At 52.9% G+C, this 23,365-nt stretch carries 14 protein-coding genes; 4 read left to right on the top strand and 10 right to left on the bottom strand.

The features are described 5' to 3' along the window. Positions 1 to 26: 26 nt before the first annotated feature. From HHO50_RS20245 to HHO50_RS20290, 10 genes are all read right to left on the bottom strand, one after another. A complete protein-coding gene (locus HHO50_RS20245) occupies positions 27 to 3,326 on the bottom strand; it encodes a SusC/RagA family TonB-linked outer membrane protein (RefSeq protein WP_219921613.1) in 3,300 nt (1,099 codons plus the stop codon). 605 nt (positions 3,327 to 3,931) lie between these two features. Further along, entirely contained in the window at positions 3,932 to 5,203 is a 1,272-nt protein-coding gene (gene ilvA / locus HHO50_RS20250) for a threonine ammonia-lyase IlvA (protein ID WP_181308951.1), read from the bottom strand. A 282-nt stretch (positions 5,204 to 5,485) separates the two neighbouring features. After that, positions 5,486 to 6,547 carry a ketol-acid reductoisomerase gene (gene ilvC, locus HHO50_RS20255; protein ID WP_181308953.1) on the bottom strand — a complete coding sequence of 354 codons (1,062 nt, stop codon included), beginning with the start codon at positions 6,545 to 6,547 and terminating at the stop codon, positions 5,486 to 5,488. Between the two features lie 449 nt (positions 6,548 to 6,996). After that, positions 6,997 to 7,605 (bottom strand): acetolactate synthase small subunit, encoded by a 609-nt coding sequence (ilvN, locus tag HHO50_RS20260; RefSeq protein ID WP_181308955.1) that lies wholly within the window; start codon positions 7,603 to 7,605, stop codon positions 6,997 to 6,999. 21 nt (positions 7,606 to 7,626) lie between these two features. Next, positions 7,627 to 9,360 carry a biosynthetic-type acetolactate synthase large subunit gene (ilvB, locus tag HHO50_RS20265; RefSeq protein WP_181308957.1) on the bottom strand — a complete coding sequence of 578 codons (1,734 nt, stop codon included), beginning with the start codon at positions 9,358 to 9,360 and terminating at the stop codon, positions 7,627 to 7,629. Then, entirely contained in the window at positions 9,323 to 11,044 is a 1,722-nt protein-coding gene (gene ilvD, locus HHO50_RS20270; protein WP_181308958.1) for a dihydroxy-acid dehydratase, read from the bottom strand. Before ilvD ends, ilvB begins: the two co-directional genes overlap by 38 nt. A 431-nt stretch (positions 11,045 to 11,475) precedes the next feature. Then, on the bottom strand, positions 11,476 to 12,594 hold the full coding sequence (gene leuB / locus HHO50_RS20275) for a 3-isopropylmalate dehydrogenase (protein WP_181308960.1): 1,119 nt from the start codon (positions 12,592 to 12,594) through the stop codon (positions 11,476 to 11,478). Continuing rightward, positions 12,582 to 13,178 (bottom strand): 3-isopropylmalate dehydratase small subunit, encoded by a 597-nt coding sequence (gene leuD / locus HHO50_RS20280; protein WP_181308962.1) that lies wholly within the window; start codon positions 13,176 to 13,178, stop codon positions 12,582 to 12,584. The genes leuB and leuD overlap by 13 nt, the downstream gene beginning before the upstream one ends. Positions 13,179 to 13,359: 181 nt before the next feature. Continuing rightward, positions 13,360 to 14,757 (bottom strand): 3-isopropylmalate dehydratase large subunit, encoded by a 1,398-nt coding sequence (gene leuC / locus HHO50_RS20285; protein ID WP_181308964.1) that lies wholly within the window; start codon positions 14,755 to 14,757, stop codon positions 13,360 to 13,362. A gap of 121 nt (positions 14,758 to 14,878) precedes the next feature. Beyond that, a complete protein-coding gene (locus tag HHO50_RS20290; protein WP_181308966.1) occupies positions 14,879 to 16,045 on the bottom strand; it encodes a 2-isopropylmalate synthase in 1,167 nt (388 codons plus the stop codon). 147 nt (positions 16,046 to 16,192) lie between these two features. On the opposite strand from HHO50_RS20290, the gene HHO50_RS20295 reads away from it, so the two are divergent. From HHO50_RS20295 to HHO50_RS20310, 4 genes are all read left to right on the top strand, one after another. After that, positions 16,193 to 17,740, top strand: coding sequence for a hypothetical protein (locus HHO50_RS20295; RefSeq protein ID WP_181308967.1), 1,548 nt, complete (start codon positions 16,193 to 16,195; stop codon positions 17,738 to 17,740). 361 nt (positions 17,741 to 18,101) lie between these two features. Then, complete coding sequence (locus HHO50_RS20300; RefSeq protein WP_181308969.1) at positions 18,102 to 18,596, top strand: YkgJ family cysteine cluster protein; 495 nt, start codon at positions 18,102 to 18,104, stop codon at positions 18,594 to 18,596. A gap of 790 nt (positions 18,597 to 19,386) precedes the next feature. After that, on the top strand, positions 19,387 to 20,745 hold the full coding sequence (locus tag HHO50_RS20305; protein WP_181308971.1) for a glycoside hydrolase family 28 protein: 1,359 nt from the start codon (positions 19,387 to 19,389) through the stop codon (positions 20,743 to 20,745). A 262-nt stretch (positions 20,746 to 21,007) separates the two neighbouring features. Beyond that, entirely contained in the window at positions 21,008 to 22,885 is a 1,878-nt protein-coding gene (locus HHO50_RS20310; RefSeq protein ID WP_181308973.1) for a rhamnogalacturonan lyase, read from the top strand. Positions 22,886 to 23,365 lie beyond the last annotated feature (480 nt).

A 23,365-nucleotide genomic window follows, 5' to 3' on the forward strand; every position in this document is an offset into this window, starting at 1 on the left:
GGGAAAGGACTGATTCTGAGGTTTGCTTAGAATTTAAGGGTCACGTTCATGCCCATGGTTCTGGTTGAAGGCATTTGGCCCATTTCAATGCCCGGCATGATGTTGTTCCCGTTCAGGGCAGCTGTCTCGGGGTCAAACATGGGGAAATCGGTCAGCATGGCCAGGTCACGGCCGTAGAGGGCGATGCTGGCGCCGTTGAAGAACTTGGTTCTGGCCAAGAGCGCTTGGGGAAGGTTATACTCCAGCCGAACTTCCCGCAGTTTCAGGTAAGAGGCGTCAAAGGAGTTGGACTCCACGTTGGCGCGGCGGTAGTACCTGACATAGTAGTCAGCGGGGTTTACTTTCTTGGTATTCTGGGTGTAAGTACCGTCGCCGTTCAACACCACGCCATCGCCAATGATAAAGCCTTCTTCGCGGCCCATGAGGGTGTGCTCCAGTTTGCCCTGCTCAGCCATTTTGTGGTGGGTCTGGGAATAGATGATGCCTCCGTAAGAACCATCCAGCAGGAAGCTGAACCTGAAATTCTTATACGAAAACTCATTCAGGAAACCGCCTTTCCAGTCGGCGTACGCATTGCCAATGTACTGTACTTCCTGGGGGTAGGCAGGCAAACCGCTGTTGTCATACACAATCTCCCCTTCGGGGCTCCGCACAAAACCGAAGCCGTAGATGTCACCGGTGGTACCGCCCACCTTGGCAATGATGGAAGCCTGACCACCTACGCCCAATACCTGCTGATCCTCTATCCCATCGGCCAGTTTCAGCACCTTGTTGCTGTTTTTAGACCAGGTCACCGTTGATCTCCACTTGAAATCAGCTAGGTCAATGGGCTTGGCGTTCAAGACTAGCTCTACCCCTTGGTTTCTTACTTTACCGGCGTTCAACACGGCCCGGGTATAGCCGGTGGTAGGATCTACCGGTATCTCCAGGATCTGGTTTTTGGTGTAGTTTCTATAAACCGTGGCATCTATCCCAATTCTGCCGTTGTAGAGCATATACTCCATACCAGCCTCATAACTGGTGGTGATCTCTGGTTTGAAACCGATGTTGTGGAGCGTGGTGGGCACCGAGCCTGAGCCCGCAAAATCGCTTTGGCCGTAGTATTTTCTGGTTCGGTAAGGATCTGTGTCACTTCCCACCTGCGCGGCCGACAGTCTAAGCTTCGCAAAGGAAATGGCGGTAGGCAGCCTGAACAGATCGGTTAGGATAAAGCTGGTGCTGACAGACGGATAAAAGAAGGAGCTGTTCTGTCTTGGCAGCGTGCTGGACCAGTCATTACGGGCGGTAAGGTCTACAAAGATCTTGTCCTCAAAGGAGAAGGCCGCCAGCGCGTACAGGCTGTTCACTTTCCGGTTCCGGTGGCGCGTGGTCATCATGGCGTTGCCCACCCCGTTAGAAAGTTTGTATACCGCCGGAATCACCAAACCGTCCACCACACCGTCCGTACCGCGGTATCGCTGGTCTCTCAGGTTACCCCCCACGGAAGTCCTTACCTCTACCTTGCTCCCTAGTTGCTCTTTATAAGTCAGCAAAGCGTCTGTGTTGATCTCGTAATCAAAGATATTTTGCTCTTTGTAGTACCCGTACGGGAAGTTGGCGGTATTGAAAGGACGCCGCATGGCCCGGTCTTCGGCGGTTAAATCAATCCCCGATCGTACCAGCACGTCCCACTTGGGCGAGAACTCATAGGTGGCCGCCAGGTTACCCACCAAGGAATAGTTGTTGAGCGAGTTGGTCATCTCATGGGCAATCACATACGGGTTATCTATAAAAGAACTGAACGGATGCACCTGCTGGAGCTGCTCTTGCCCCGCTTTCCACCGGGGCTCGTACCAGGCCAGATCTACGTTGGGATTCTGGAAGATCATGAAATAAGCGATGGACTGGTTACTGTAGCCCGTGCCCGGCAGGTTATCGCTCTTCTTGTTGGTGAAATTGACTTTAGAGCTAAGCTTTAACCTTTTGGAAATGTTCTGGTTCATGCTCAGAGCGGCCGTTAGACGCTCAAAACCGGTGTTGGGCATGATCCACTCGTTTTTAGAGTGCGTGAGGGAGGCCCGCACCGACCCATTCTCGCCGCCGCCTTCCAGGGCGACGTTGTTGGTGAGGGTGTAGCCGGTTCTGAAGAAGCCCTTGATGTTATCTTGGTACGGTCTCCATGGCTGTCTTTCCGCCGACTGCCCTTCCCGCGTGGGGTCATACTGGTAATAATTCTGGCCGTTAAACCTGGGCCCGAAGGCACTGCTGGTTCCCCCGGTGTTGGCCCCGTCTTCAGACGCGCCATACGAATAATACGGCTCGCCTGCGGCGTTGAAGGATTTCCCGGTTCCCTGGCCGTATTCATACTGGTAAGCGGGCCATTTCAGAACATTGTTGAAGCTGAGGTTGGAATTCACGGTTACGCCAATTCCCTTGTCTCGGCGGGCACCCGATTTGGTGGTAATGATCAATGCCCCGTTGGCGGCCCGGCTCCCGTACAGGGCGGCGGCGCTTGGGCCTTTGAGTACGGTGATGCTTTCAATGTCATTCGGGTTGATGTCGGCGATCCCGTTCCCGAAATCCACCGGAATGTCAGCCCCAGAACCGGCCCCGTAGGCGTTGTCTGTCCCAGAACTGGTCATTTCACTGCTCATCGGCACGCCGTCCAGAACAATAAGGGCATTGTTACCGCCCGGGTTCAGGGAGTTATCGCCCCGCAGGCTGATCCTGGTGGAGTTCACCGGCCCCGAGCCCGGCGAAACCAGGTTCAAACCGGCCACTTTCCCAGACAAGGCCTGCGCGAAGTTGTTGGGCATGGCGTCTGTCAGCGCTTCGCTGGTGACAGTTTGGGTGGCATACCCCAGTGCCTTCTGCTCCCGCTTGATACCAAGGGCCGTCACCACCACCTCAGAAAGCTGCTGGCTGTCTTGCACCAAAGTCACGGAAACGTTTGCCTCGTTCTGGGCGAAGGTTCTTCTGAGCGAGGTGTAACCCACGAAGGAGAAGACCACTTCTGCCCCTTTGGGCACCTGTATGGTGAAGGTGCCGTCAGTATTGGTGGCACCCACGGCGGTTCCGTTGGTCGTAATCACCACCCCCGGCATGGTGCCCATCTCCGCGGAAGCCACGGTACCGGTGATTCTCACCCTTTCGGTTTGCTGGGCAAGCTGGGGGGCGGGGGTTCCGGTGGCCGACGGCACCTGGCCCAGATCGTTGAGTTCCTTATTGCTGGCAAGTACCTGCGCCTCGGCCATGGGGCCCAACGCTAAAAAGGAAATACCCAAAAGCATTTTTCTGGGGAACTGGGTTAACCTCTTCTTGGTAGGAGGCAGTAAACGTGTTTTCATGGTTTTGATTTCTGTAAAGGATGAAGTGCCGTAGAAGGGGGCGCGTGATAGGAATCTCCGCCGAGGTTGAAGGCGTGCAAGAGGTGTCTTTTCAGGTTTAATTGACCTTTTCGGCTGGAAGCCGGATACACTTGCGTCAGCATGTCTTGAACAAAGTTTTTGCTGTACAAAAGTACCTTGCCTGTTCCTGAGACGCGGCAAAGGAGGCGTTACCTTATTGTGAACCTTTCGTTACCGCAATGTTTTGGGGAAATGGGAAAGCCTGTTCTTTTGGCCTGTTTTCTGAAAATCAGGCTCTAAACAGAGGGGTTACAAGAAGACGCATGGGTACAGAAATACTCTCCCTTCTTTTGTCCTCCTGAAAGGATCTTGTGGGCGAATTAGAAAAGCGTCTGGGTAAACGTAATTGCCGTTCGCCACCAAGATGCTTTCAGGAGGACAGAGGGGGCTACCGGCAAGTAACCGTCCAACAGTCCGTTTGCAGGCTTGTTTTCTAAAAACAGCCTAAAAACGGGACAGCCGTAAAAAGCGAATGCCCCGCCTCCTTGCGGGGGCGGGGCATTCAACACACATTAAACGAACTATAAACAAACTAAAACTAACGCTCACACAAACAGGTTCAGGAAGTCTTGCCGGCCGTTGAGGTACTCATAGGCAAAACCTTCCTCCCGCATGCGTGCTTTGATGGTCTCCACGTCCTGTGGTTGCTTCACCTCCACGCCAATAAAAACCGGCCCCTTTTCCTTGTTGTTTTTCTTGATGTACTGGAAATGGATGATGTCGTCCTCGGGGTGCAGCACGCGGTTCACGAAGGTTCTTAAGGCCCCCGGCTTCTGGTTGAAGGTCACCATGAAATAGTGCTTCAGGCCCTGGTGCCGAAGGGCACGTTCCTTGATGTCCTCCATGCGGGTAATGTCATTGTTGCTGCCGCTGATGACGCAGACCACGTTCTTGCCTTTGATCTCCTCGGCAAAAGACTTCAAGGCCGAAATGCTCAGCGTGCCCGCGGGTTCCAAGACCACGCCCTCCTCGTTGTACATCCGCAGGATGTCCTCGCAGACCTGGCCTTCGGGCACCAGCACAATGTCATCCAGCAAGTCGCGGCAGATCTCAAAGGTCAACGCCCCCGGACATTTCACCGCCGCCCCGTCCACAAAAGAATCAATGGTTTGGAGGGTCTGCCGCCGGTTTTCCTTGATGGAATTGTACATAGACGGCGCGCCCAGCGGCTGTACACCAATGAGCTTCGTTTGGGGGCTCAATTGCTTAAACACGCTGGAAACGCCCGAGGCCAGCCCGCCGCCGCCAATGGGCATGAACAGGTAATCGATGGCAAAATCGGCCTCCTTGAAAACTTCCAGCCCCACGGTGGCCTGTCCCTCTATCACGGCCAAGTCATCAAACGGAGGAATGAAGGTGCTGCCGCGTTCGTCGCAGAAATCCTTGGCGGCCTTAAACGTATCGTCATACGTGGCACCGGTAAGCACTATCTCCACCCACTCCTTCCCGAACAGGCGCACTTTGCTTACTTTTTGGGCCGGGGTTTGGGCGGGCATGAAGATATACCCTTTGATGCCCAACAACTGACAGGCATAGGCTACACCTTGCGCGTGGTTTCCGGCGCTGGAGCAGACAATTTCCTTCCCGCTTTCCTCAGCGGTAAGCGTAGACAATTTATTATACGCGCCCCTGATCTTGTAAGAACGAACTACCTGCAGGTCTTCGCGCTTCAGGTAAACCTCCGCATCATACGTTTGGGAAAGCCATAGATTCTTCATCAAAGGCGTTTTGTAAATAACGCCTTTAAGGTTGTTGGCGGCTTTCTCCACGTTCCCTAACGAGACCACGGTTTCTAAGGAAGCTGTCTCTTTCTGCATGTTGGTTCGGTGAAAAGCTGTTTTCGGCCTGATTTTTAAAATTCAGGCCGAAAACAGGTATAAATGGATTTCCCAATTGAGGATGATTTGCTGGTTCGTACGGACAGGGCTTGACCTGTCCCCACGCATTGCTGGTCTGCGCTTTCTGCAGGTGCCATTTTTCCCCTCTGTAGGAAGCTTCGGCCACCGTATTGGACAGGTCAAGCCCTGTCCCTACTGTAGACTCCCCTCTTTATCTTTCCTCAAGGGGAGAATCATCTCCTAGAGAAGAATCATTTAAAATCAAACTTCCTGGGTAACTTCCGCTTTGCTGCGGAGCTGACGCACCACGGCACCGGTCTGCCATAATTCAGAATCCCGCACCTCTTTCAGCTCGGCTTCCAGTTCCTGGCGGTAGCCGGGGGTAGAACCGCGTTGGATGGTGCGCTCTGCTTCTTTGCCGGAGGCGACGCTGTCATACAGCTCATTCAATACCGGCAACGTGGCCTCTCTAAATCTGCCTTTCCAGTCCAGGGCACCGCGCTGGGCGGTTACGGAGCAGTTGCTGAACATCCAGTCCATGCCGTTCTCGCCTACCAAGGGCACCAGGCTTTGGGTCAGTTCTTCCACGGTCTCGTTGAAGGCCTCAGACGGGGAGTGCCCGCGCTGGCGCAACACTTGGTATTGGGCTTCAATGATTCCGGCCAGGGCGCCCATCAACACGCCGCGCTCTCCGGTAAGGTCAGAGTATACTTCTTTTTTGAAATCGGTCTCAAACAGGTAACCAGAACCTACCCCAATGCCCATGGCTATCGCTTTTTCGTAGGCTTCGCCCGTGGCATCCTGGAACACGGCGAAGGAAGAGTTCAGTCCGCCCCCGGCCTGGAACAGGCGGCGCAGGCTGGTACCGCTGCCTTTGGGGGCCACCAGAATCACGTCCACATCGGCCGGAGGCACAATGTTGGTTTGCTCTTTGAACGTGATGCCGAAACCGTGCGAGAAGTACAAGGTCTTACCCGGAGTCAGTTTCTCTTTGAGGGTGGGCCAAACGGCAATCTGGCCGGCATCTGATAACAAGTTGCAGAGGATGGTTCCGCGCTCAGCGGCTTCCTCAATGGAGAACAGGCTGATGCCTTCCTCAAAACCATCTCTTTTCGCGCGCTCCCAGGACGGGGAATCCTGGCGCTGGCCCACAATCACGTTGAAGCCATTGTCGCGCATGTTCAATGCCTGGCCCGGGCCTTGCACGCCGTAGCCGATCACGGCAATGGTTTCGTCTTTTAATTTGTCTAAGGCTTTTGCCAACGGATATTCTTCGCGGGTGACAACGGTTTCTTCTACCCCGCCGAAATTGATTTTTGCCATTTTACTGTTTGTTAATATGGGTTGTTAGTTGATTTACTTGGTTCATGGAGGTGAAACCTCACCCCCGGCCCCTCTCCCACAGAGAGGGGAGCTTTGTACTTTTGCGTTTTAGGCCTTATTTTTGAAAAACAGGCCTAAAACAGGTTTTACTTCTAACTCTCCTCGGTCTGTCCCCTGGCAGACCGAGGAAACAGTAAACAGGATTTCCACTTTCCTTCTGGCGCGAGTCTCCAGACCCGTGCCGGTGGATGCGTGGAGTCTCCAGACTCCCGTGTTTTGCCCGTGGTTCCCGGCGAGTCTGGAGACCCGCTTCATCCTTTGTCACGAGACTTTAGCCTCGCGCCAGCTTTCTTTATGCGCCTCCGTTTTTAGCCTGTTCCGTAGAAAACAGCTCCAAAACGCATCCTCCAACACTCCCCTCTCCGTGGGAGAGGGGCCGGGGGTGAGGTTTACATGCTAAACACCTTCTCGCGGCTGTTCAGGAACTCGTTTTCCACTACCTCCTGCCCTGGCTCGGTGCGCTCGAATTCGCGCAGTTTGCGGTTGAAGCCGTCGCTGCTTTTGATGATGGCAATGCGGGCGCTGCGCACGAACTCAATCAACCCGAAGGGCTGCAGAACTTTGATCAGGTTGTCGGTTTCCTCGCGGTGGCCGGTGGTTTCAAAGACGGTGTAGTCTTTCCGGATCACCACCACCCGCGCGCCGTTTTCGCGGAGCAGGCGTTCTACTTTGGCTTTCTCGGCGATCACGTCGGTGGGCACTTTGTAGAGCGCCATTTCCTGCCAGATCACATCTTCGTTGGTGTTGTAATACACCTTCAATACCTCTACCTGCTTCTCAATCTGCCGGGCAATTTTGCTCACCACTTCCTCGGTCTCGTTGATCACGATGTTGAAGCGGTGGATGCCTTCAATCTCAGAGGGCGAGGTGTTGAGGCTGTCAATGTTGATTTTGCGGCGGGTGAAAATCATGGCGATGCGGTTGAGTAACCCTACGTGGTTCTCGGTGTACACCGTGATGTTGTATTCTTCCTTTTCTATGGGCGCTTGTTCAGGCATGGTCTTCTTGGTTAGGCACCGTTATTTTAATCTGATTTCGCTCACGCTGCAGCCTTGCGGCACCATGGGGAACACGTTGTTCTCTTTGGTCACCATCACTTCCAGCAGGAAGGAACCGGGGTGCGCCAGCATTTCTTGCAGGGCACCGGTCAGGTCTTCACGCTGGTTGATGCTCTTGCCGGGGATGCCGTAGCCTTTGGCCACCTGCACGTAATCGGGGCTGGTGATATCCACGAAAGAGTAGCGCCGCTCATGGAAGAGCTCCTGCCACTGCCGCACCATGCCCAGGAATTGGTTGTTCAGGATCAGGATTTTCACGTCAACGCCGCTCTGCATGATGGTGCCCAGTTCCTGGATGGTCATCTGCACGCCGCCGTCGCCAATCACGGCTACCACGGTGCGGTTTGGTGCGCCAAATTTGGCCCCAATGGCGGCCGGAAGCGCGAAGCCCATGGTGCCCAAGCCGCCGCTGGTGATGTTGCTGCGGGTGTGGTTCAGTTTGGCGTAGCGGCAGGCCACCATCTGGTGCTGGCCCACGTCTGTCACAATGATGGCCTCGCCCTTGGTGAGTTCGTTCAATTGCTGAATCACCTCCCCCATGGTCATTTCCTCTGAGGTGGGGAACAGCTCTTCTCTGATCACCGCATCTATTTCCTTCTGCTCAAACTCCCGGAACTTAGCCAGCCACTCAGAATGCTGTTTGGCTTCCACCAGTTGCGTGAGCAGCGGCAGGGTCTCTTTGCAATCGCCCCACACGGGCACGGTGGTTTTCACGTTTTTGTCTATCTCGGCGGGGTCAATGTCCAGGTGGATGATCTGGGCTTGCTTGGCGTATTTGTCCAATCTGCCCGTCACGCGGTCGTCAAAGCGCATGCCTATGGCGATGAGCACATCGCACTCATTGGTCATCACGTTGGGGCCGTAGTTGCCGTGCATGCCCAACATGCCCACGTTCTGCGGATGGTCGCTGGGCAAGGCCCCCGCTCCCATGATAGTCCAGGCGGCCGGAATGCCGGTTTTCTCCAGAAATGCTTTAAACTCCTGCTCTGCCGAACCCAGCATCACGCCCTGCCCCCACAGCACGAACGGCTTTTTAGCGCTGTTGATCAAAGCGGCAGCCTGTTCAATGTATTCTCTGCGCACAATCGGCTTGGGCCGATAGCTGCGGATGTGGTCACATCTTTTATACCCCTGGAAGCTGAATTTCTGCAGCTGCGCGTTTTTGGTGATGTCAATCAACACCGGGCCGGGCCGACCAGTGCGGGCAATATGGAACGCCTTGGCGATCACTTCCGGAATCTCGGTGGCATCGGTGATCTGGTAATTCCATTTGGTCACGGGCGTGGTGATGCCAATCACATCGGCTTCCTGGAAGGCATCGGTACCCAACAAATGCGCGAATACCTGGCCGGTGATGCAGACCAGCGGCGTGCTGTCTATCTGGGCATCGGCGAGGCCGGTTACCAGATTGGTGGCCCCTGGCCCGCTGGTGGCGAACACCACGCCTACTTTGCCGGAGGAACGGGCGTACCCTTGTCCGGCGTGGATACCGCCTTGTTCGTGGCGCACCAGCACGTGTTTGAGATCGCCTTCAAAGTCATACAGCGCGTCATAGATGGGCATGATGGCCCCGCCGGGATACCCGAAGATGGTGTCCACGCCTTCCACCGTGAGGGCGTGCAATAAGGCCTGACCTCCGCTGATCACGGTGGCCGTTTCAGGCAAGGCTGGGGCTGGTTTCTCTTGCGTTAACATAGGCTTCTTCCTGTAAATCGGTGATACAACCGTGGCTCGCATCGCTCACCGTCCTTAGATATTTCAGCAACACTCCCTGCGAAGCATTGGGGGTGGGTCTTCTCCAGTTCTCCCGACGAGCGCTTAACTCTTCCTCGTCTACCTGCACGTCCATGGTGTTATTGGCGGCATCCAGCACAATCCAATCGCCGTCTTCCACCAGCGCGATGGTGCCGCCCTCATAGGCCTCGGGGCACACGTGCCCGATGACAAAGCCGTGGGTACCGCCGGAGAAGCGGCCGTCCGTAATCAACGCCACTTTATCGCCCAGTCCGGCCCCAATGATGGCCGAGGTGGGTTTCAGCATCTCGGGCATGCCCGGCCCACCTTTTGGGCCCACGTACCGGATCACCACCACGTGGCCGGGTTGTATCTTGCCCAAGGTGATGCCTTCGTTCAGTTCCTCCTCTGAGTTGAACACCACGGCCGGGCCCTCGAACCGAACGCCTTCTTTGCCGGTGATCTTCGCCACGGCCCCTTTGGTGGCCAGGTTGCCGTACAGCACCTGAATGTGGCCGTCGGGCTTCATGGGGTTGGAAAGCGGGCGCAGCAAGTCTTGCTCCTCGCCCAGCGGTTTCACGTTCTCCAGGTTCTCGGCGATGGTTTTGCCGGTCACGGTAAGCAAATCACCGTTCAGCAGCCCTTCGTTCAGCAGGGTTTTCATCACGGCCGGTACCCCACCTATGGCGGAAAGGTCTTCCATGAGGTACTTGCCGCTGGGCTTGAGGTCTGCTCTAAAGGAAACCCGGTCACTCACCGCCTGGAAATCTTCCAGGGTCAGTTTCACGCCCGCCGCATGCGCGATGGCGATCAAATGGATGACGGCGTTGGTGGAGCCGCCCAGCACCGTGATGAGCACCATGGCGTTCTCAAAGGCCTGGCGGGTTAAGATGTCACGGGGTTTGAGGTCTTTCTCCAACAGGTTCCTCAGGTACTCGCCGGTATTTAGGCACTCTTCTCTTTTGGCGTCGCTCACGGCCACGGAGGAGGAGGAATACGGCAGGGACATGCCCAGCGCCTCGGCCGCCGAGGCCATGGTGTTGGCGGTGTACATGCCGCCGCAGGCCCCTGGCCCCGGACAGGCGTTGCGGATGATGCCGCGGTAATCCTCGTCTGAGATGTTGCCGTTCAGTTTCTGGCCGTAGGCCTCAAAGCAGGACACGATGTTTAATTTTTGGCCCTTGAAGTTCCCGCCTTTGATGGTGCCGCCGTACACCATCATGCCGGGGCGGTTCAAACGTGCCATCGCCATCAGGGCCCCCGGCATGTTCTTGTCGCAGCCCACCACGCAGGCCAGGGCGTCATAGTAATGGGCACCGGCCATGGCCTCAATGGAATCAGCGATCAGTTCCCGTGACACTAATGAATAGCGCATGCCGGCGTTGCCGTTGGTGATGCCGTCACTCACGCCAATGGTGTTGAACCTAAGTCCTACCAAATCCTGCGCCTGCACGCCTTCCTTCACCACGTCGGCGAGGTCGTTGAGGTGCATGTTGCAGGTGTTGCCGTCAAAGCCGGTGGAGCAGATGCCCACAAACGGTTTCCGAAGATCCGCCTCCGGGATACCGGAGCCGATCAGCATGGCCTGGGAGGCCGGCAGGCTGTCGTCTTTGGTGTAGATGCCGCTGTATTTGTTTAAAGCCATGAGTTTATATGTTACCTCACCCCCGGCCCCTCTCCCACAGAGAGGGGAGTTTTGGATGATGCGTTTTTAGTCTGTTTTCTGAAAAGGAGGGCAGAAACCACTTTCCATTTCTGGGTGAAACCTGTGAGGTTTTTCGTTTTGAGCCTGCTTTCTGAAAAACAGGCCGGAAACAGTATTCCTTTTTCTTTTTTCTACTGGCGCGAGTCTCCAGACTTGTGCCGATGGATGCGTGGCGTCTCCAGACTTCCTCCTTGTTTCTGCCCGTGGTTCCCGGCGAGTCTGGAGTCTCGCGCCAGGTTGGAGGTTCCTAAACCTGTGAGGTTTTCAAAACCTCACAGGTTTAGCGTTTTAAGCCTCATTTCCAGAAAACAGCCTGCATACGCTATATCCCAAACTCCCCTCTCCGTGGGAGAGGGGCCGGGGGTGAGGTCTTAAATAATGGTGCTCAGCCCAATTTCAATGTTCTTCAAATGCCGGAAACTTTCGCCGCCTTCCTGCACGTAGTTGGCAATGAAAGCGCCCACTTGCTCGGTGGTAAAAGGATGATCGGCTCTAAGTTCAGGGGTCAGCACGTTCTTCTCCAGGGTGTAGTCAACCGCTTCTTTCACCAAGTCTGCCTCTTCCTGCATCCCGAAATGCTCCAGCATCATGGCCACCGATAGAATGGTGGCGATGGGGTTGGCAATGCCTTTTCCTTTCGCCTGCGGGAAAGAACCATGGATGGGTTCAAACAAAGCCGCCGTCTCCCCTACCGAAGCCGAGGGCAACAAGCCCAGCGACCCCGCAATCACCGAGGCTTCGTCAGAGATGATGTCCCCGAACATGTTCTCGGTGAGGATCACGTCAAACTGCCGGGGGTTGAGGATCAGCTGCATGGCGGCGTTGTCCACGAACAGGTAATCAACGGCGACCGATGGGTATTCTGGGGCAATCTGCTGTACCACCTCGCGCCACAGCCGGGAGGTTTCCAGCACGTTGGCCTTGTCAACCAGCGTAAGCTTGTCTCGGCGGGTAGTGGCCGACTGGAATGCCAGGTGCGCGATGCGTACGATTTCTTCTTTGGTGTAGGTGCAGTGGTCATAGGCTCCGTCTGCGGTGCGGCCTTTCTCCCCGAAGTAAATGCCGCCCGTCAGTTCGCGGTAGATGAGCATGTCGGCGCCTTTGATACGATCCGCTTTCAGGGGCGAATGCTCCAACAGCACGTCATAAGCCGTCACCGGACGGATATTGGCGAACAAACCCAACGACTTTCTCAGGCGCAGCAAACCTTGCTCGGGGCGCACTTTGGCGGCGGGGTTGTGGTCGTACTTGGGGTCTCCTATGGCACCTAACAAAATAGCATCGGCCTCAAAGCAGGCCTGTAGGGTAGACTCCGGCAGCGGGTCGCCAGTGGCGTCAATGGCGCAGGCCCCCATCAGTTGCACGTCCAGTTCAAACTGGTGCCCGAACCGCTCAGAAACAGCCTCCAATACCTTCAGGGCCTCGGCACACACTTCCGGCCCAATTCCGTCGCCGGGTAATACGGCTATTCTTTTGGTTAATACGCCCATGGTCTGCTTTTTTCGTATTGCTCTATCGCTTCTTTCTGGTTCACTAAAAAATCAATGTCATCATAGCCATTGATCATACACTCTTTTTTGTAGGCGTCAATGGCAAACGGAATGCGCTCTTCCCACACCGGCACTTCTAATTCCTGATTCACCAAGTTCACTACCAACGTAGTCTGCGGGTCTGCCTCTAGCTGGGCGAATAATCTGGCCAGCACTTCATCTGACACCTGCAATGGTAACAAGCCATTGTTCAGCGCATTGCCTTTGAAGATATCGGCGAAGAAGCTGGAGATGACTACTTTGAACCCGGCATCATGGATGGCCCAGGCCGCGTGTTCTCTACTTGACCCGCACCCGAAGTTCTTGCCCGCCACCAGAATCTGCCCGCTGTAACGCCCGTTGTTCAGCACGAAATCGGCTTTAGGCTGACCTGCGTTGTCAAAGCGCCAATCGCGGAAAAGGTTCTCTCCGAAGCCTTCGCGCGAAGTAGCCTTTAAAAAGCGGGCCGGGATGATCTGGTCGGTATCTATGTTCTCAATCGGGAGCGGAACCGCCGTGGATTGAAGTATCTCAAACTTTTCCATTCATTTTAAATGTTTTACTTCTGCGTCCTCCTTTGAAGGGGGTTGGGGGATGTTTTCTCGTGCTGATTAGGCATTCCCGAGAATCATTTTTCATCTGCTTTGCAACTGCTGTTACTTCTTCAAACGTCCTCGTCATCCCCCTACCCCCTTCAAAGGGGGACGGAATGCGTGCTTCTCTATTCTAGTTCAGGTAGTGGGTGATGTCCACAATCTTTCCTTCCACGGCGGTGATGGCGGCCACCAGCGGACTGGCCAACAAGGTGCGGGAACCGGGCCCCTGGCGGCCTTCAAAATTGCGGTTAGAGGTAGAAACGCAGTACGCACCGGCCGGAATCTTGTCTTCGTTCATGGCCAGGCAGGCGCTACAGCCCGGCTCGCGTAGTTCAAAACCTGCGGCAGCCAGCACCTTGTCAATGCCTTCTTCCATGGCTTGCTTTTCCACCAGTTTGGAACCCGGCACAATGATGGCCTCTACGTGCGGGGCTTTCTGTTTGCCCTGCACGTACTTGGCTACTTGCCGCAAATCTTCAATGCGGGAGTTGGTACAAGACCCGATGAACACGTAATCAATCTGCTTGCCCAGCAAAGACTCACCGGGGGCAAAACCCATGTACTTCAAAGATTTGCTGTAGCTGGCCTGCTCACTCACCGGAACATCTGTGGGGATAACCGCGTCAATGGCCATGCCCATGCCGGGGTTCGTCCCGAACGTAATCATCGGCGCAATATCCTGTGCATCAAAAGTGTATTCTTTCTCAAAAGAAGCGCCTTCCTCGGTGAACAGAGTAGACCAATAAGCAACGGCCTGCTCCCAACGCTCGCCTTGCGGCGCGAACGGACGGCCTTTCAGGTAGTCAAAAGTGGTTTGGTCTGGGGCGATCATGCCGCCGCGGGCTCCCATTTCAATGCTCATGTTGCAGACCGTCATGCGCCCTTCCATGCTCAGGGCCCTGAACGCGCTGCCGGCGTATTCCACAAAGTAACCCGTGGCACCACCGGTACCCAGTTTTGAAATCACGTAGAGGATGATGTCTTTGGCGGTGACACCTGGTTTTACCGCTCCTTCTACCGTAATGCGCATACTTTTCGGTTTGCTCAACAGCAAAGTCTGCGAGGCCATTACCTGTGCCACCTGGCTCGTACCAATCCCGAAGGCGATGGCTCCGAAGGCACCGTGGGTAGACGTATGGCTGTCGCCGCACACGATGGTCATGCCGGGCTGGGTCAAGCCTAACTCTGGGCCGATGACGTGCACAATGCCTTGGTGCTGGTGGCCTAAGCCGTACAGTTCAATGTTGTGTTTGGCGCAGTTCTGGGTGAGTTTGTCTACCTGGAAACGGGAAAGCGGCTCCTCAATGGGAAGGTGCTGGTTTTTGGTGGGCACGTTATGGTCGGCGGTAGCCACCATCTGCTTTTTGCGGAACAAGGGCAAGCCACGGGCTTCAATCTCATCAAAGGCCTGCGGACTGGTTACTTCGTGTATTAAGTGTTTATCAATGTAAAACACGTCTAATCCCGCTCCCGGAATGGACTTCACTACGTGGGCGTCCCAAATCTTATCTAATAATGTCTTTGCCATTGTTGTGTTGTGTTCTCACCTTTGTCATCTTGGAAAGATCTTGTGGGCGAGCTAGAAAAGCGCTTCTTGTTCGCTACTGCCGTTCGCCCACAAGTTCTTTTCAGGAGGACAGGAAGGGGGTTTAATTGGCCGAAACCAGGTTATCCTGCTCCACCATCAAATGAAGGTCTTCGTCTACTACTTCTTTCTTTCTGTCGGCTACCTCTAGGAAGGCGGCATATGCTTTGTCTAAGGAAGATTTTTCCAGGGCATAACCCAACTTTTGCATGCGGTACGCCAGGGCGGCGCGGCCGGAGCGGGCGGTTAAGACAATGGAAGAATCCTCGGCACCAACTTCTTTGGGGTCAATGATCTCGTAGGTTTCGCGGTGCTTGATAACGCCGTCCTGGTGGATACCGCTGGAGTGCGCAAAAGCGTTGGCGCCCACAATGGCTTTGTTGGGCTGCACGTGCATGCGCATCATGTGCGAAACCAGGTGCGAGGTCTCGGTAAGCAGGCGGGTGTTCACGCTGGTGTCCAGGTTCAGGTACGGGTGCTGACGGAGAATCATGACGACTTCCTCCAGGGCCGTGTTACCGGCACGCTCCCCTACCCCATTGATGGTACACTCAATCTGGCGCGCCCCGTTCACCACGCCCGCAATAGAGTTGGCGGTAGCCAAGCCCAGGTCATTGTGGCAGTGGGTGGAAAGCGTCACGTTTTGCACGCCGCGCACGTTTTCATACAGATATTTGATTTTTGCGCCGTATTCCTCGGGCAGGCAATAGCCGGTGGTGTCTGGGATGTTGAGCACGGTGGCCCCGGCCTTGATGGCGGCTTCGCACACGCGGGCCAGGAACTCGTTATCGGTACGACCCGCATCCTCGGCATAGAATTCCACGTCTTCCACAAAGCTTTTGGCGTATTTCACGGCCCAGACGGCACGCTCAATCACATCGGCCTGGGTGGTGCGCAGCTTGAATTTCACGTGCGAATCTGACGTACCTATACCGGTATGGATGCGGGGATAACGGGCACCTTTCAAGGCCTCGGCGGCCACCTTGATGTCGTTTTCCACGGCGCGGGAGAGTCCGCAGACGGTGGCTTCCTTGGTTTGCGCGGCAATGGCCTGGATGGCGGCAAAGTCGCCGGGGCTGGAAACCGCGAAGCCTGCCTCAATCACGTTTACCCCCAGAAGCTCCAGTTGCCGTGCAATGACCAACTTCTCTTCCATGTTCAACTTGCACCCGGGTACTTGTTCCCCGTCGCGCAGCGTTGTATCAAATATTTGTATCTTCTGGGCTGACATCGTTTATTTGGCTACTTGTTCTGATGCAAAGAAGCGCGTACTACTACGGAAACAAAAAATTATTTTTGCCTCTTCTACTATTTCCAAGGCCTCTATTTAATTATACATCATTCTGAAAATCAATATTTTAACATCCTTTCTCCTACAATGCCTAACCAGAATATTGACCCTATTTTTCAGTTGATAAAATCGTTGACGCCTTCAGAAAAGCGGCACTTCAGGCTGTTTACCAACCGAAGCGGCTCTAGTGAGGACTTGAAGTTTCTGCAGTTGTTTGATGCGCTAGACCAGTTGGAGACGTTGAATGAAACCCAGATTCTGAAGCAGGTGCCCAGCCTGAAGAAGGCGCAGTTGGCTAACCTGAAGAACAACCTGTACAAACACCTGCTTTCCAGCCTTCGGGCGTACCACGCCCCCCAAAACCTGGACATTCAACTGCATGAGCAGCTAGACTACGCGCGGGTCTTATATAACAAGGGCTTCTACCAACAGAGCCTGAAAATGCTGGACAAGGTGAAGGTGACGGCGCTGGAATATGAGTTGCCGCACATCGCACTTACGGCGCTGGACTTTGAGAAACTGATTGAAAGCCAATATATTACGCGCAGTCTGCAGGGCCGCGCCGAGGACTTAAGCCAGGAAGCCACCGCGCTCTCTTCGCACCTTTCCCAGATGCACCAACTCTCCAACGTGGCCTTGCGCCTCTACGGGCTGTACCTGAAAGTGGGCCTGGCCCGAAGCCAGGAGGACTATCATTCGATTTCGGCCTTCTTTCAGGAAAACCTGCCCAAAATAGACATGCGGCGGGCTGGGTTTTATGAGAAACTGTATGACCACCAGGCGCACGTGTGGTATTACCTCATGATTCAGGATTTCAAGGCGTGTTACCGCTACGCGCAGAAGTGGGTGGATTTGTTTGACGAGTACCCGCACATGAAGGAGCGGCGGCCGGTGCTCTACATCAAAGGCATGCACAACCTGCTCAACTCGCTCTACAACCTCCTGTACTATTCTAAATTCACCCAGGTACTGCAGCAATTGGAGGCATACGCGGCAGATACCTCGCGGCGAACCAACCCCAACGTAGAAACGCTGCTGTTCCTTTACATTACCACCAATAAAATCAACGCCTACTTTCTGGAAGGCAAGTTCACCGAAGGCCTGCAGGTGATTCCGGGCGTGTTGAAGAACCTGGAAGGGTTTCAGGCGCAGTTAGACCCGCACCGCATGCTGGTGTTCTACTACAAAATTGCCAGCCTGTACTTTGGCTCCGGCGATTTCAAGAAAGCCATTGAGTACCTGAACAAGGTCATCCACCACCGCAACACCAGCCTGCGCGAGGATCTGCAGTGCTTCGCGCGTATCCTGAACCTGATTGCCCACTACGAGGCCGGTTACGATGACGACACCCTGGATTACCAGATCAGGACGGTGTACCATTTCCTGGGCAAGATGGACAACCAGCAGCAAATGCAGGTAGAGATTTTCAAGTTCCTGCGTACCGTGGGCAACATTGCGCCTTACCAGGTGAAGGAGGCCTTTATCACCCTCAAAGAAAAACTCATCGCCATTTCCCAGAACCCCTTTGAGCGACGGCCTTTCCTGTACTTGGATATCATCTCCTGGCTGGAAAGCAAGATTGAGAATGTGCCCGTGCAGGAGATCATGCGCCGGAAGAATGGCAGGTTGAAGTAGGGAGGTGTTTTGGGGCTGTTTTTGGGAAAGTAGGCTTAAAGCGGAAATGGTTTTTTTTTTCTTGATGATTGGAAAAACTAAGTATTATATTGGGCTGTGTAGTTCCAGGTATCTGTCAATATTGGCAACAAACAGGAAGTTTCATGTTTGGGATAGTCCTGATAACCCGAATAACACCATTTAACTACTAGTTAGCAGAAAGCAAACCGACAAACCATAAAATTTAAGTATGACCAAATACTTAAATTTACTTAGAATTGTTCACAAACTCAATGCGCACAACAAATGTGTTTACTCAATGCTGGAAATAGAAGATGTTCTTTGAAGGAGTACGTTACAAAGGGGTTTAAAATCTGAAAACATGAATGATTCAACAAATATCTGTTTGTCTTGTGGACTCTGTTGTGAGGGTACCGTGATTGGTTTTGTACAGGTTGGCCGTGAAGAGTTGCCTTTATTGAGAGATGTAATAGATATTGAGAATACAAATGGGGAGGGTTTCTTTCTTCAACCCTGCAAAAAATATTGTAATGGCTGCACTATTTATTCTAAAAGGCCGAAACAATGCGCCAAATTTGAATGCGGACTTTTAAAATCCCTCGAACAAAAGGAAGTTGATTTTGATTCGGCTATTGAAATAATCAATGTGGTTAAACAAAAAAAGATTGACATTGAAAGAAAGTTAGCGCTACTACAAATTGAACTACAATCCCAATCATTTTACTTTCAAATGATTGAATTAAAAAAGTTATTGCAGAAAAACGAGTCTGAATTATCAATAACTCAAAACCATCTTGATTTAATATCAGACCTTAAGCAATTAGACAGTTTGCTGTCAAATAACTTTGGTGACTAATATTTTAAATAAAAACCTGTTTAGAGTTTTCACTAATCGCCCTTTAAAGCAATTCCTCTGGTGCAAGTGTCTGATTATGCCACCATTCTTGGCTTGTTTTTATGAAAACAGGCCAAAAACAAGGGGTTTATTTATACACTGCCGCCAGCATCCGCTTGTAACCCGTTTCTAGGTTACTTTTATGAAAACAGGCATAAAACTCTAAACAGTTTCTAAATGATTGTTAACAAACTAAGTTTCATAATATCACCTTTATTGATGACAGTTGAAAAACACGATATTAACAGCTATTAACACTGTATAAAAACAATAGCCAAGACAACTGTAATTCAAAGCTTGCAGCCCACTTCAACTAGATTGTAACTAGACTGGAATAAAGCCTGCCACCTACTATTCCTATAATTAACGTTAGATTTTCCAAAACAAATCTGGACAACATAGACATCGGCACCATACCTGTGGCTAGGAAATTCCTAGCCACAGGTATGGTGCCTAAAAACCTAATCCAAATTCCCCCTTAACGCCCCTATTGCTTCTTTGCCTTTTAAGGCTGCTTTTCCTTTTTCACTGCCATTTCATTGTCGTCTAACACTTGGCCAAAATCTGGCATGTTGTTTTGGTTTCTGTCCAGAACGTTAAAAAAACCTTTATCCCAGGTGCCCAATAACTGCCTGTACAGGATTCTACAGGATTCTCACCGAAAGAGAGTTTGGTATATTGAGCCATAAACGGGTGGCAGCGGAATCATGACAACGTTCCGCACCATGCTACCCCTAGAAAACAAACTCTTATGATGACAAAAAAATGCAGCCTCGCGCTGCTGCTCCTGCTTTCCCTCACACTGAATCTCAGGGCCCTTGCAAAGGAAGTATTCCCAGATGGAACCCCGATACCGGACTGGTTCCGGCAAAACAAACCCACCGATATCACCAAACTGGGCAAGCTGTACCATATTGCAGACTATAATGTCCAAAACGATAGTACTGTCCTCCAGACAACCCTTCTACAGGCGGTGATTGACAAAGCCCATGAGAACGGCGGCGGCGTGGTCATCATCCCCAAAGGGACGTTCCTGAGTGGTGCGCTGTTTTTCAAGAAGGGCACGCACTTGCATCTGGAAGAAGGCGGCAGGCTGAAAGGCAGTGATGATATCAGCAATTTCCCCCTGGTCATGACCCGTATGGAGGGGCAAACCCTGAAATATTTTGCTGCGCTGGTGAATGCCGATGGCCTTGACGGATTTACCATCTCGGGCAAAGGAACCATTGACGGCAACGGGCTGCGCTACTGGAAATCATTCTGGCTACGGCGGCAATTCAATCCCAGCACCACCAACATGGATGAAATGCGACCCAGGCTGGTCTACATCTCCCACAGCAAGAATGTCCAGCTTTCAGGGGTAAGATTGGTGAACTCCCCTTTCTGGACAACTCACCTTTATAAATGCGAAAACGTAAAGCTTCTGGATCTGTACATCTACTCTCCCAAAGAACCAGTGAAAGCCCCAAGTTCTGATGCCGTGGACATAGACGCCTGTAAAAACGTCCTCATCAAAAACTGCTACATGTCGGTCAATGACGATGCCGTAGCGCTGAAAGGCGGGAAAGGGCCGCGCGCCGACAAAGATCCCAATAACGGGGGCAACCAAAACATCATCATCGAAGACTGTACCTACGGATTCTGCCACGGGGCCTTAACCTTCGGCAGCGAGTCTATCCATAACCGCAACATCATTTTGCGCCGGATCAAGATAAACCACGCCCAACGTTTGCTTTGGTTCAAGATGCGCCCTGACACCCCTCAGATTTACGAGCATGTGCTGGTAGAAGACATTGAAGGCCATGACATAGGCAACTTCATCTTCATACAGCCCTGGACTCAGTTCTTCGACCTCAAAGGCGAACAGGTAGCGGGGACATCCAACATCCGCAACATCACCATGCGCAACATAAAACTGGATTGCGATAACTTTTTCAACGTGGGGGCATCCAAGGAGATCAATCCTGCAAAAGGCTTCGGTTATAAATTGTCTGACTTCAGGTTTGAAAACATTCATGTAACCGCGAAGAACCACCTGGAGATCAACACCTCCATCATAGATAATTTCAAAGGGAAGAACGTAACCGTTAACAAGAAGAAACTTTTCTAAAACGATACTATCTCTTTAAATCAGCCGGCTGAAAGAAACATGCGTTCTTTTCAGCCGGTTTTTTGATCTTCCTTTTTTGCCCTGGCCTCTCCCTAAGATTATTCCATGAAGTGCACAAGGTCAGCCGAAACGCTAAGCCCAATTCAAAGATTGGTGCAGGATCTGGAGAAGTTCCTTGTAGCTGGAAGTTACAAGGAATCTACCTCCGCCCTATTGCTACCACCTTCTGCGCTGAGTAAACCCTTATTTCTTAGCTAAGTTTATGAGAAAACTACTTTTTTACCTGCTCTTTTTTTGCTCCACCGCCTCGGTTTACGGTCAGCGGGTCATGGAAAACCTAGACCGTGGGGTGGTAGCCGTTCGGCATACCCCTGATTCTGTTTTCATTAGCTGGCGTGTGCTGGCGACCGAGCCCGAAAACCTGCCTTTCAACCTCTACCGCACCACAGGTTCGGGGAAGCCGGTAAAGCTGAATGCGCAACCCCTAACCGGCGGCACCAATTTTATTGACACCAAAGCGGACGTGGCGCAAAAGACAGCCTACACCGTGAAAGCCCTTGTGAATGGCAAAGAAACCGCCGGAAGCAAACCTTTTGTTATCCCCGCCAACGCACCGGTAAGCCAGTACCTATCCATTCCGCTGAAGACGCCGGCCGGTTACAGACCGCACGACACATCGGTTGGCGACCTGGATGGTGACGGCGAATACGAGCTGGTGCTCCACCAGGTGGGCAAAGGATTGGACAACTCCTTCAATGGGTTTACTGACAAACCCATTCTACAAGCCTACAAGCTCAACGGCACCTTGCTTTGGACTATTGACCTGGGCCGCAACATCCGCGAAGGCGAACACTATACCCAATTTATAGTGATGGATCTGGACGGCGACGGGAAGGCTGAAGTGGCCATGAAAACCGCCGATGGCACCATAGATGGCCAAGGAAAAGTAATTGGCGACTCCACAAAAGACTACCGCAGCAAAAAGCCCGCTACCCTGGGCAAAGTACTGGACGGGCCAGAGTTCTTTACCGTGTTTGATGGACAGACCGGAGCTGCGCTTGCCACTACGGACTACATCCCCTCCCGCTATCCTACTGATGGCTGGGGCGGCCCCGGCGGAAACGGGGGCAATGACAACAGCGGAAACCGGGTAGACCGCTTCCTGGCCTGTGCGGCCTACCTGGACGGTAAATTGCCGAGCGTGGTCATGTGCCGCGGGTATTATGGACGCACCGTGCTCGCCGCCTGGGATTATAGAAACGGAAAACTAACCTCCCGCTGGGTATTTGACACCAAAGACGGTAAAAACCCTTTCTCCGGTCAAGGAAACCACAACCTGACGGTAGCTGACGTGGATGAGGATGGGAAAGACGAAATTGTCTATGGCTCCATGGTAGTAGACGACAACGGAAAAGGACTATTTTCTACGGGTTTCCGCCATGGCGATGCCCTCCACGTGAGTGACCTTGACCTGGATCGGCCCGGACTGGAAGTGTTTGGCCCCCATGAAATTGAAGATCATGCAAAAGGCGACTCAGGCTATGTGAAAGATGCCGGCCCCGGCGTGACCGTTTATAGTGCCCGTACCGGAGAAGTGTCCTTTAAAGGCGCCATTGACACCGATGTGGGGGCAGGAGTGGCAGAAAATATAGACCCAGATAATGCTGGCGCCGAAATGTGGTGGTCAGGCTCCGGGGGATTGCATTCCATGAAAGGAGCTAAAATTGGCCCTACCCCTACCGCCTCGTGGCTGATTTGGTGGGACGGTGATTTCACCCGTGAACTGATGGGCGGCGGCAGAATCAGTAAATACAAAGGCGGCACCATTTTCAGCGCCAGTGGGGCAAGAGGCAACGGAAGGGGAAATCCAAATCTGACAGCTGACCTCTTCGGCGACTGGCGGGAAGAGTTCATCCTCAGTGCAGGTACCAACGAACTCCGCATTTACACAACCGTCCTTGCTACAAAGCACCGTCTCTATACCCTCATGCACGACCCTCAGTACCGGCTCAGTATCGCCTGGCAGAATGTTGCCTACAATCAGCCACCACATCTGGGTTTTTACCTTGGTGAGGATATGAAGAAAGCCCCCAAACCAAAGATTGTCCTGCCAAAGGGAGCTAACACTACTTACAAATAACAGAAGAGGCGCAGTTGTTGATTGCGCCTCTTTATAGTAGCGCACCTTGCATTCTTTCTTATGGGGAGGTGCAAGCCCTTTATGTTATCATAGAATTCCCATCTGCGGTATCTGTGCACTTTAGAAAAGCCAATCTCTCAATGGCGTTAACCGAGTTAATCCTAGGTGGGTGAAGCCAGTAAGGTAATTGTTTTACCACATCAGGTCATTCCCCACCGCAAACCACATCATGCGCCGGAAACACGCACGGCCTAAGCAGGAAAACGTTTTATGGCTGTTTTTGGAAATAGGAGCTGTAACCGGAATTAGAGGCTCTAGCTGTTGGTAAGGAATTTAGTTATAATTGATGTCTATATAGTATATTCGGCAGCCCAGTTACGGTTATCTGTCAAAAACGGGGGTAAACCGTATGTTTGGAAGTAGTTATAGTGCAGATAAGCGTATGTTTACGTATATACGGTAGTTAGAGCTAATTTTAAA

The sequence above is a fragment of the Rufibacter sp. XAAS-G3-1 genome, from assembly GCF_013623775.1.
GTDB lineage: Bacteria > Bacteroidota > Bacteroidia > Cytophagales > Hymenobacteraceae > Nibribacter.

What these genes read in the sequence shown, in the direction of transcription:
- ilvB (WP_181308957.1), bottom strand. Translation starts at nt 9,360, where the DNA reads ATGTTAACGCAAGAGAAACCAGCCCCAGCCTTGCCTGAAACGGCCACC.
- HHO50_RS20290 (WP_181308966.1), bottom strand. Translation starts at nt 16,045, where the DNA reads ATGTCAGCCCAGAAGATACAAATATTTGATACAACGCTGCGCGACGGG.
- HHO50_RS20245 (WP_219921613.1), bottom strand. Translation starts at nt 3,326, where the DNA reads ATGAAAACACGTTTACTGCCTCCTACCAAGAAGAGGTTAACCCAGTTC.
- ilvD (WP_181308958.1), bottom strand. Translation starts at nt 11,044, where the DNA reads ATGGCTTTAAACAAATACAGCGGCATCTACACCAAAGACGACAGCCTG.
- ilvC (WP_181308953.1), bottom strand. Translation starts at nt 6,547, where the DNA reads ATGGCAAAAATCAATTTCGGCGGGGTAGAAGAAACCGTTGTCACCCGC.
- HHO50_RS20310 (WP_181308973.1), top strand. Translation starts at nt 21,008, where the DNA reads ATGAGAAAACTACTTTTTTACCTGCTCTTTTTTTGCTCCACCGCCTCG.
- leuC (WP_181308964.1), bottom strand. Translation starts at nt 14,757, where the DNA reads ATGGCAAAGACATTATTAGATAAGATTTGGGACGCCCACGTAGTGAAG.
- leuD (WP_181308962.1), bottom strand. Translation starts at nt 13,178, where the DNA reads ATGGAAAAGTTTGAGATACTTCAATCCACGGCGGTTCCGCTCCCGATT.
- HHO50_RS20295 (WP_181308967.1), top strand. Translation starts at nt 16,193, where the DNA reads ATGCCTAACCAGAATATTGACCCTATTTTTCAGTTGATAAAATCGTTG.
- HHO50_RS20300 (WP_181308969.1), top strand. Translation starts at nt 18,102, where the DNA reads ATGAATGATTCAACAAATATCTGTTTGTCTTGTGGACTCTGTTGTGAG.
- leuB (WP_181308960.1), bottom strand. Translation starts at nt 12,594, where the DNA reads ATGGGCGTATTAACCAAAAGAATAGCCGTATTACCCGGCGACGGAATT.
- ilvN (WP_181308955.1), bottom strand. Translation starts at nt 7,605, where the DNA reads ATGCCTGAACAAGCGCCCATAGAAAAGGAAGAATACAACATCACGGTG.
- HHO50_RS20305 (WP_181308971.1), top strand. Translation starts at nt 19,387, where the DNA reads ATGATGACAAAAAAATGCAGCCTCGCGCTGCTGCTCCTGCTTTCCCTC.
- ilvA (WP_181308951.1), bottom strand. Translation starts at nt 5,203, where the DNA reads ATGCAGAAAGAGACAGCTTCCTTAGAAACCGTGGTCTCGTTAGGGAAC.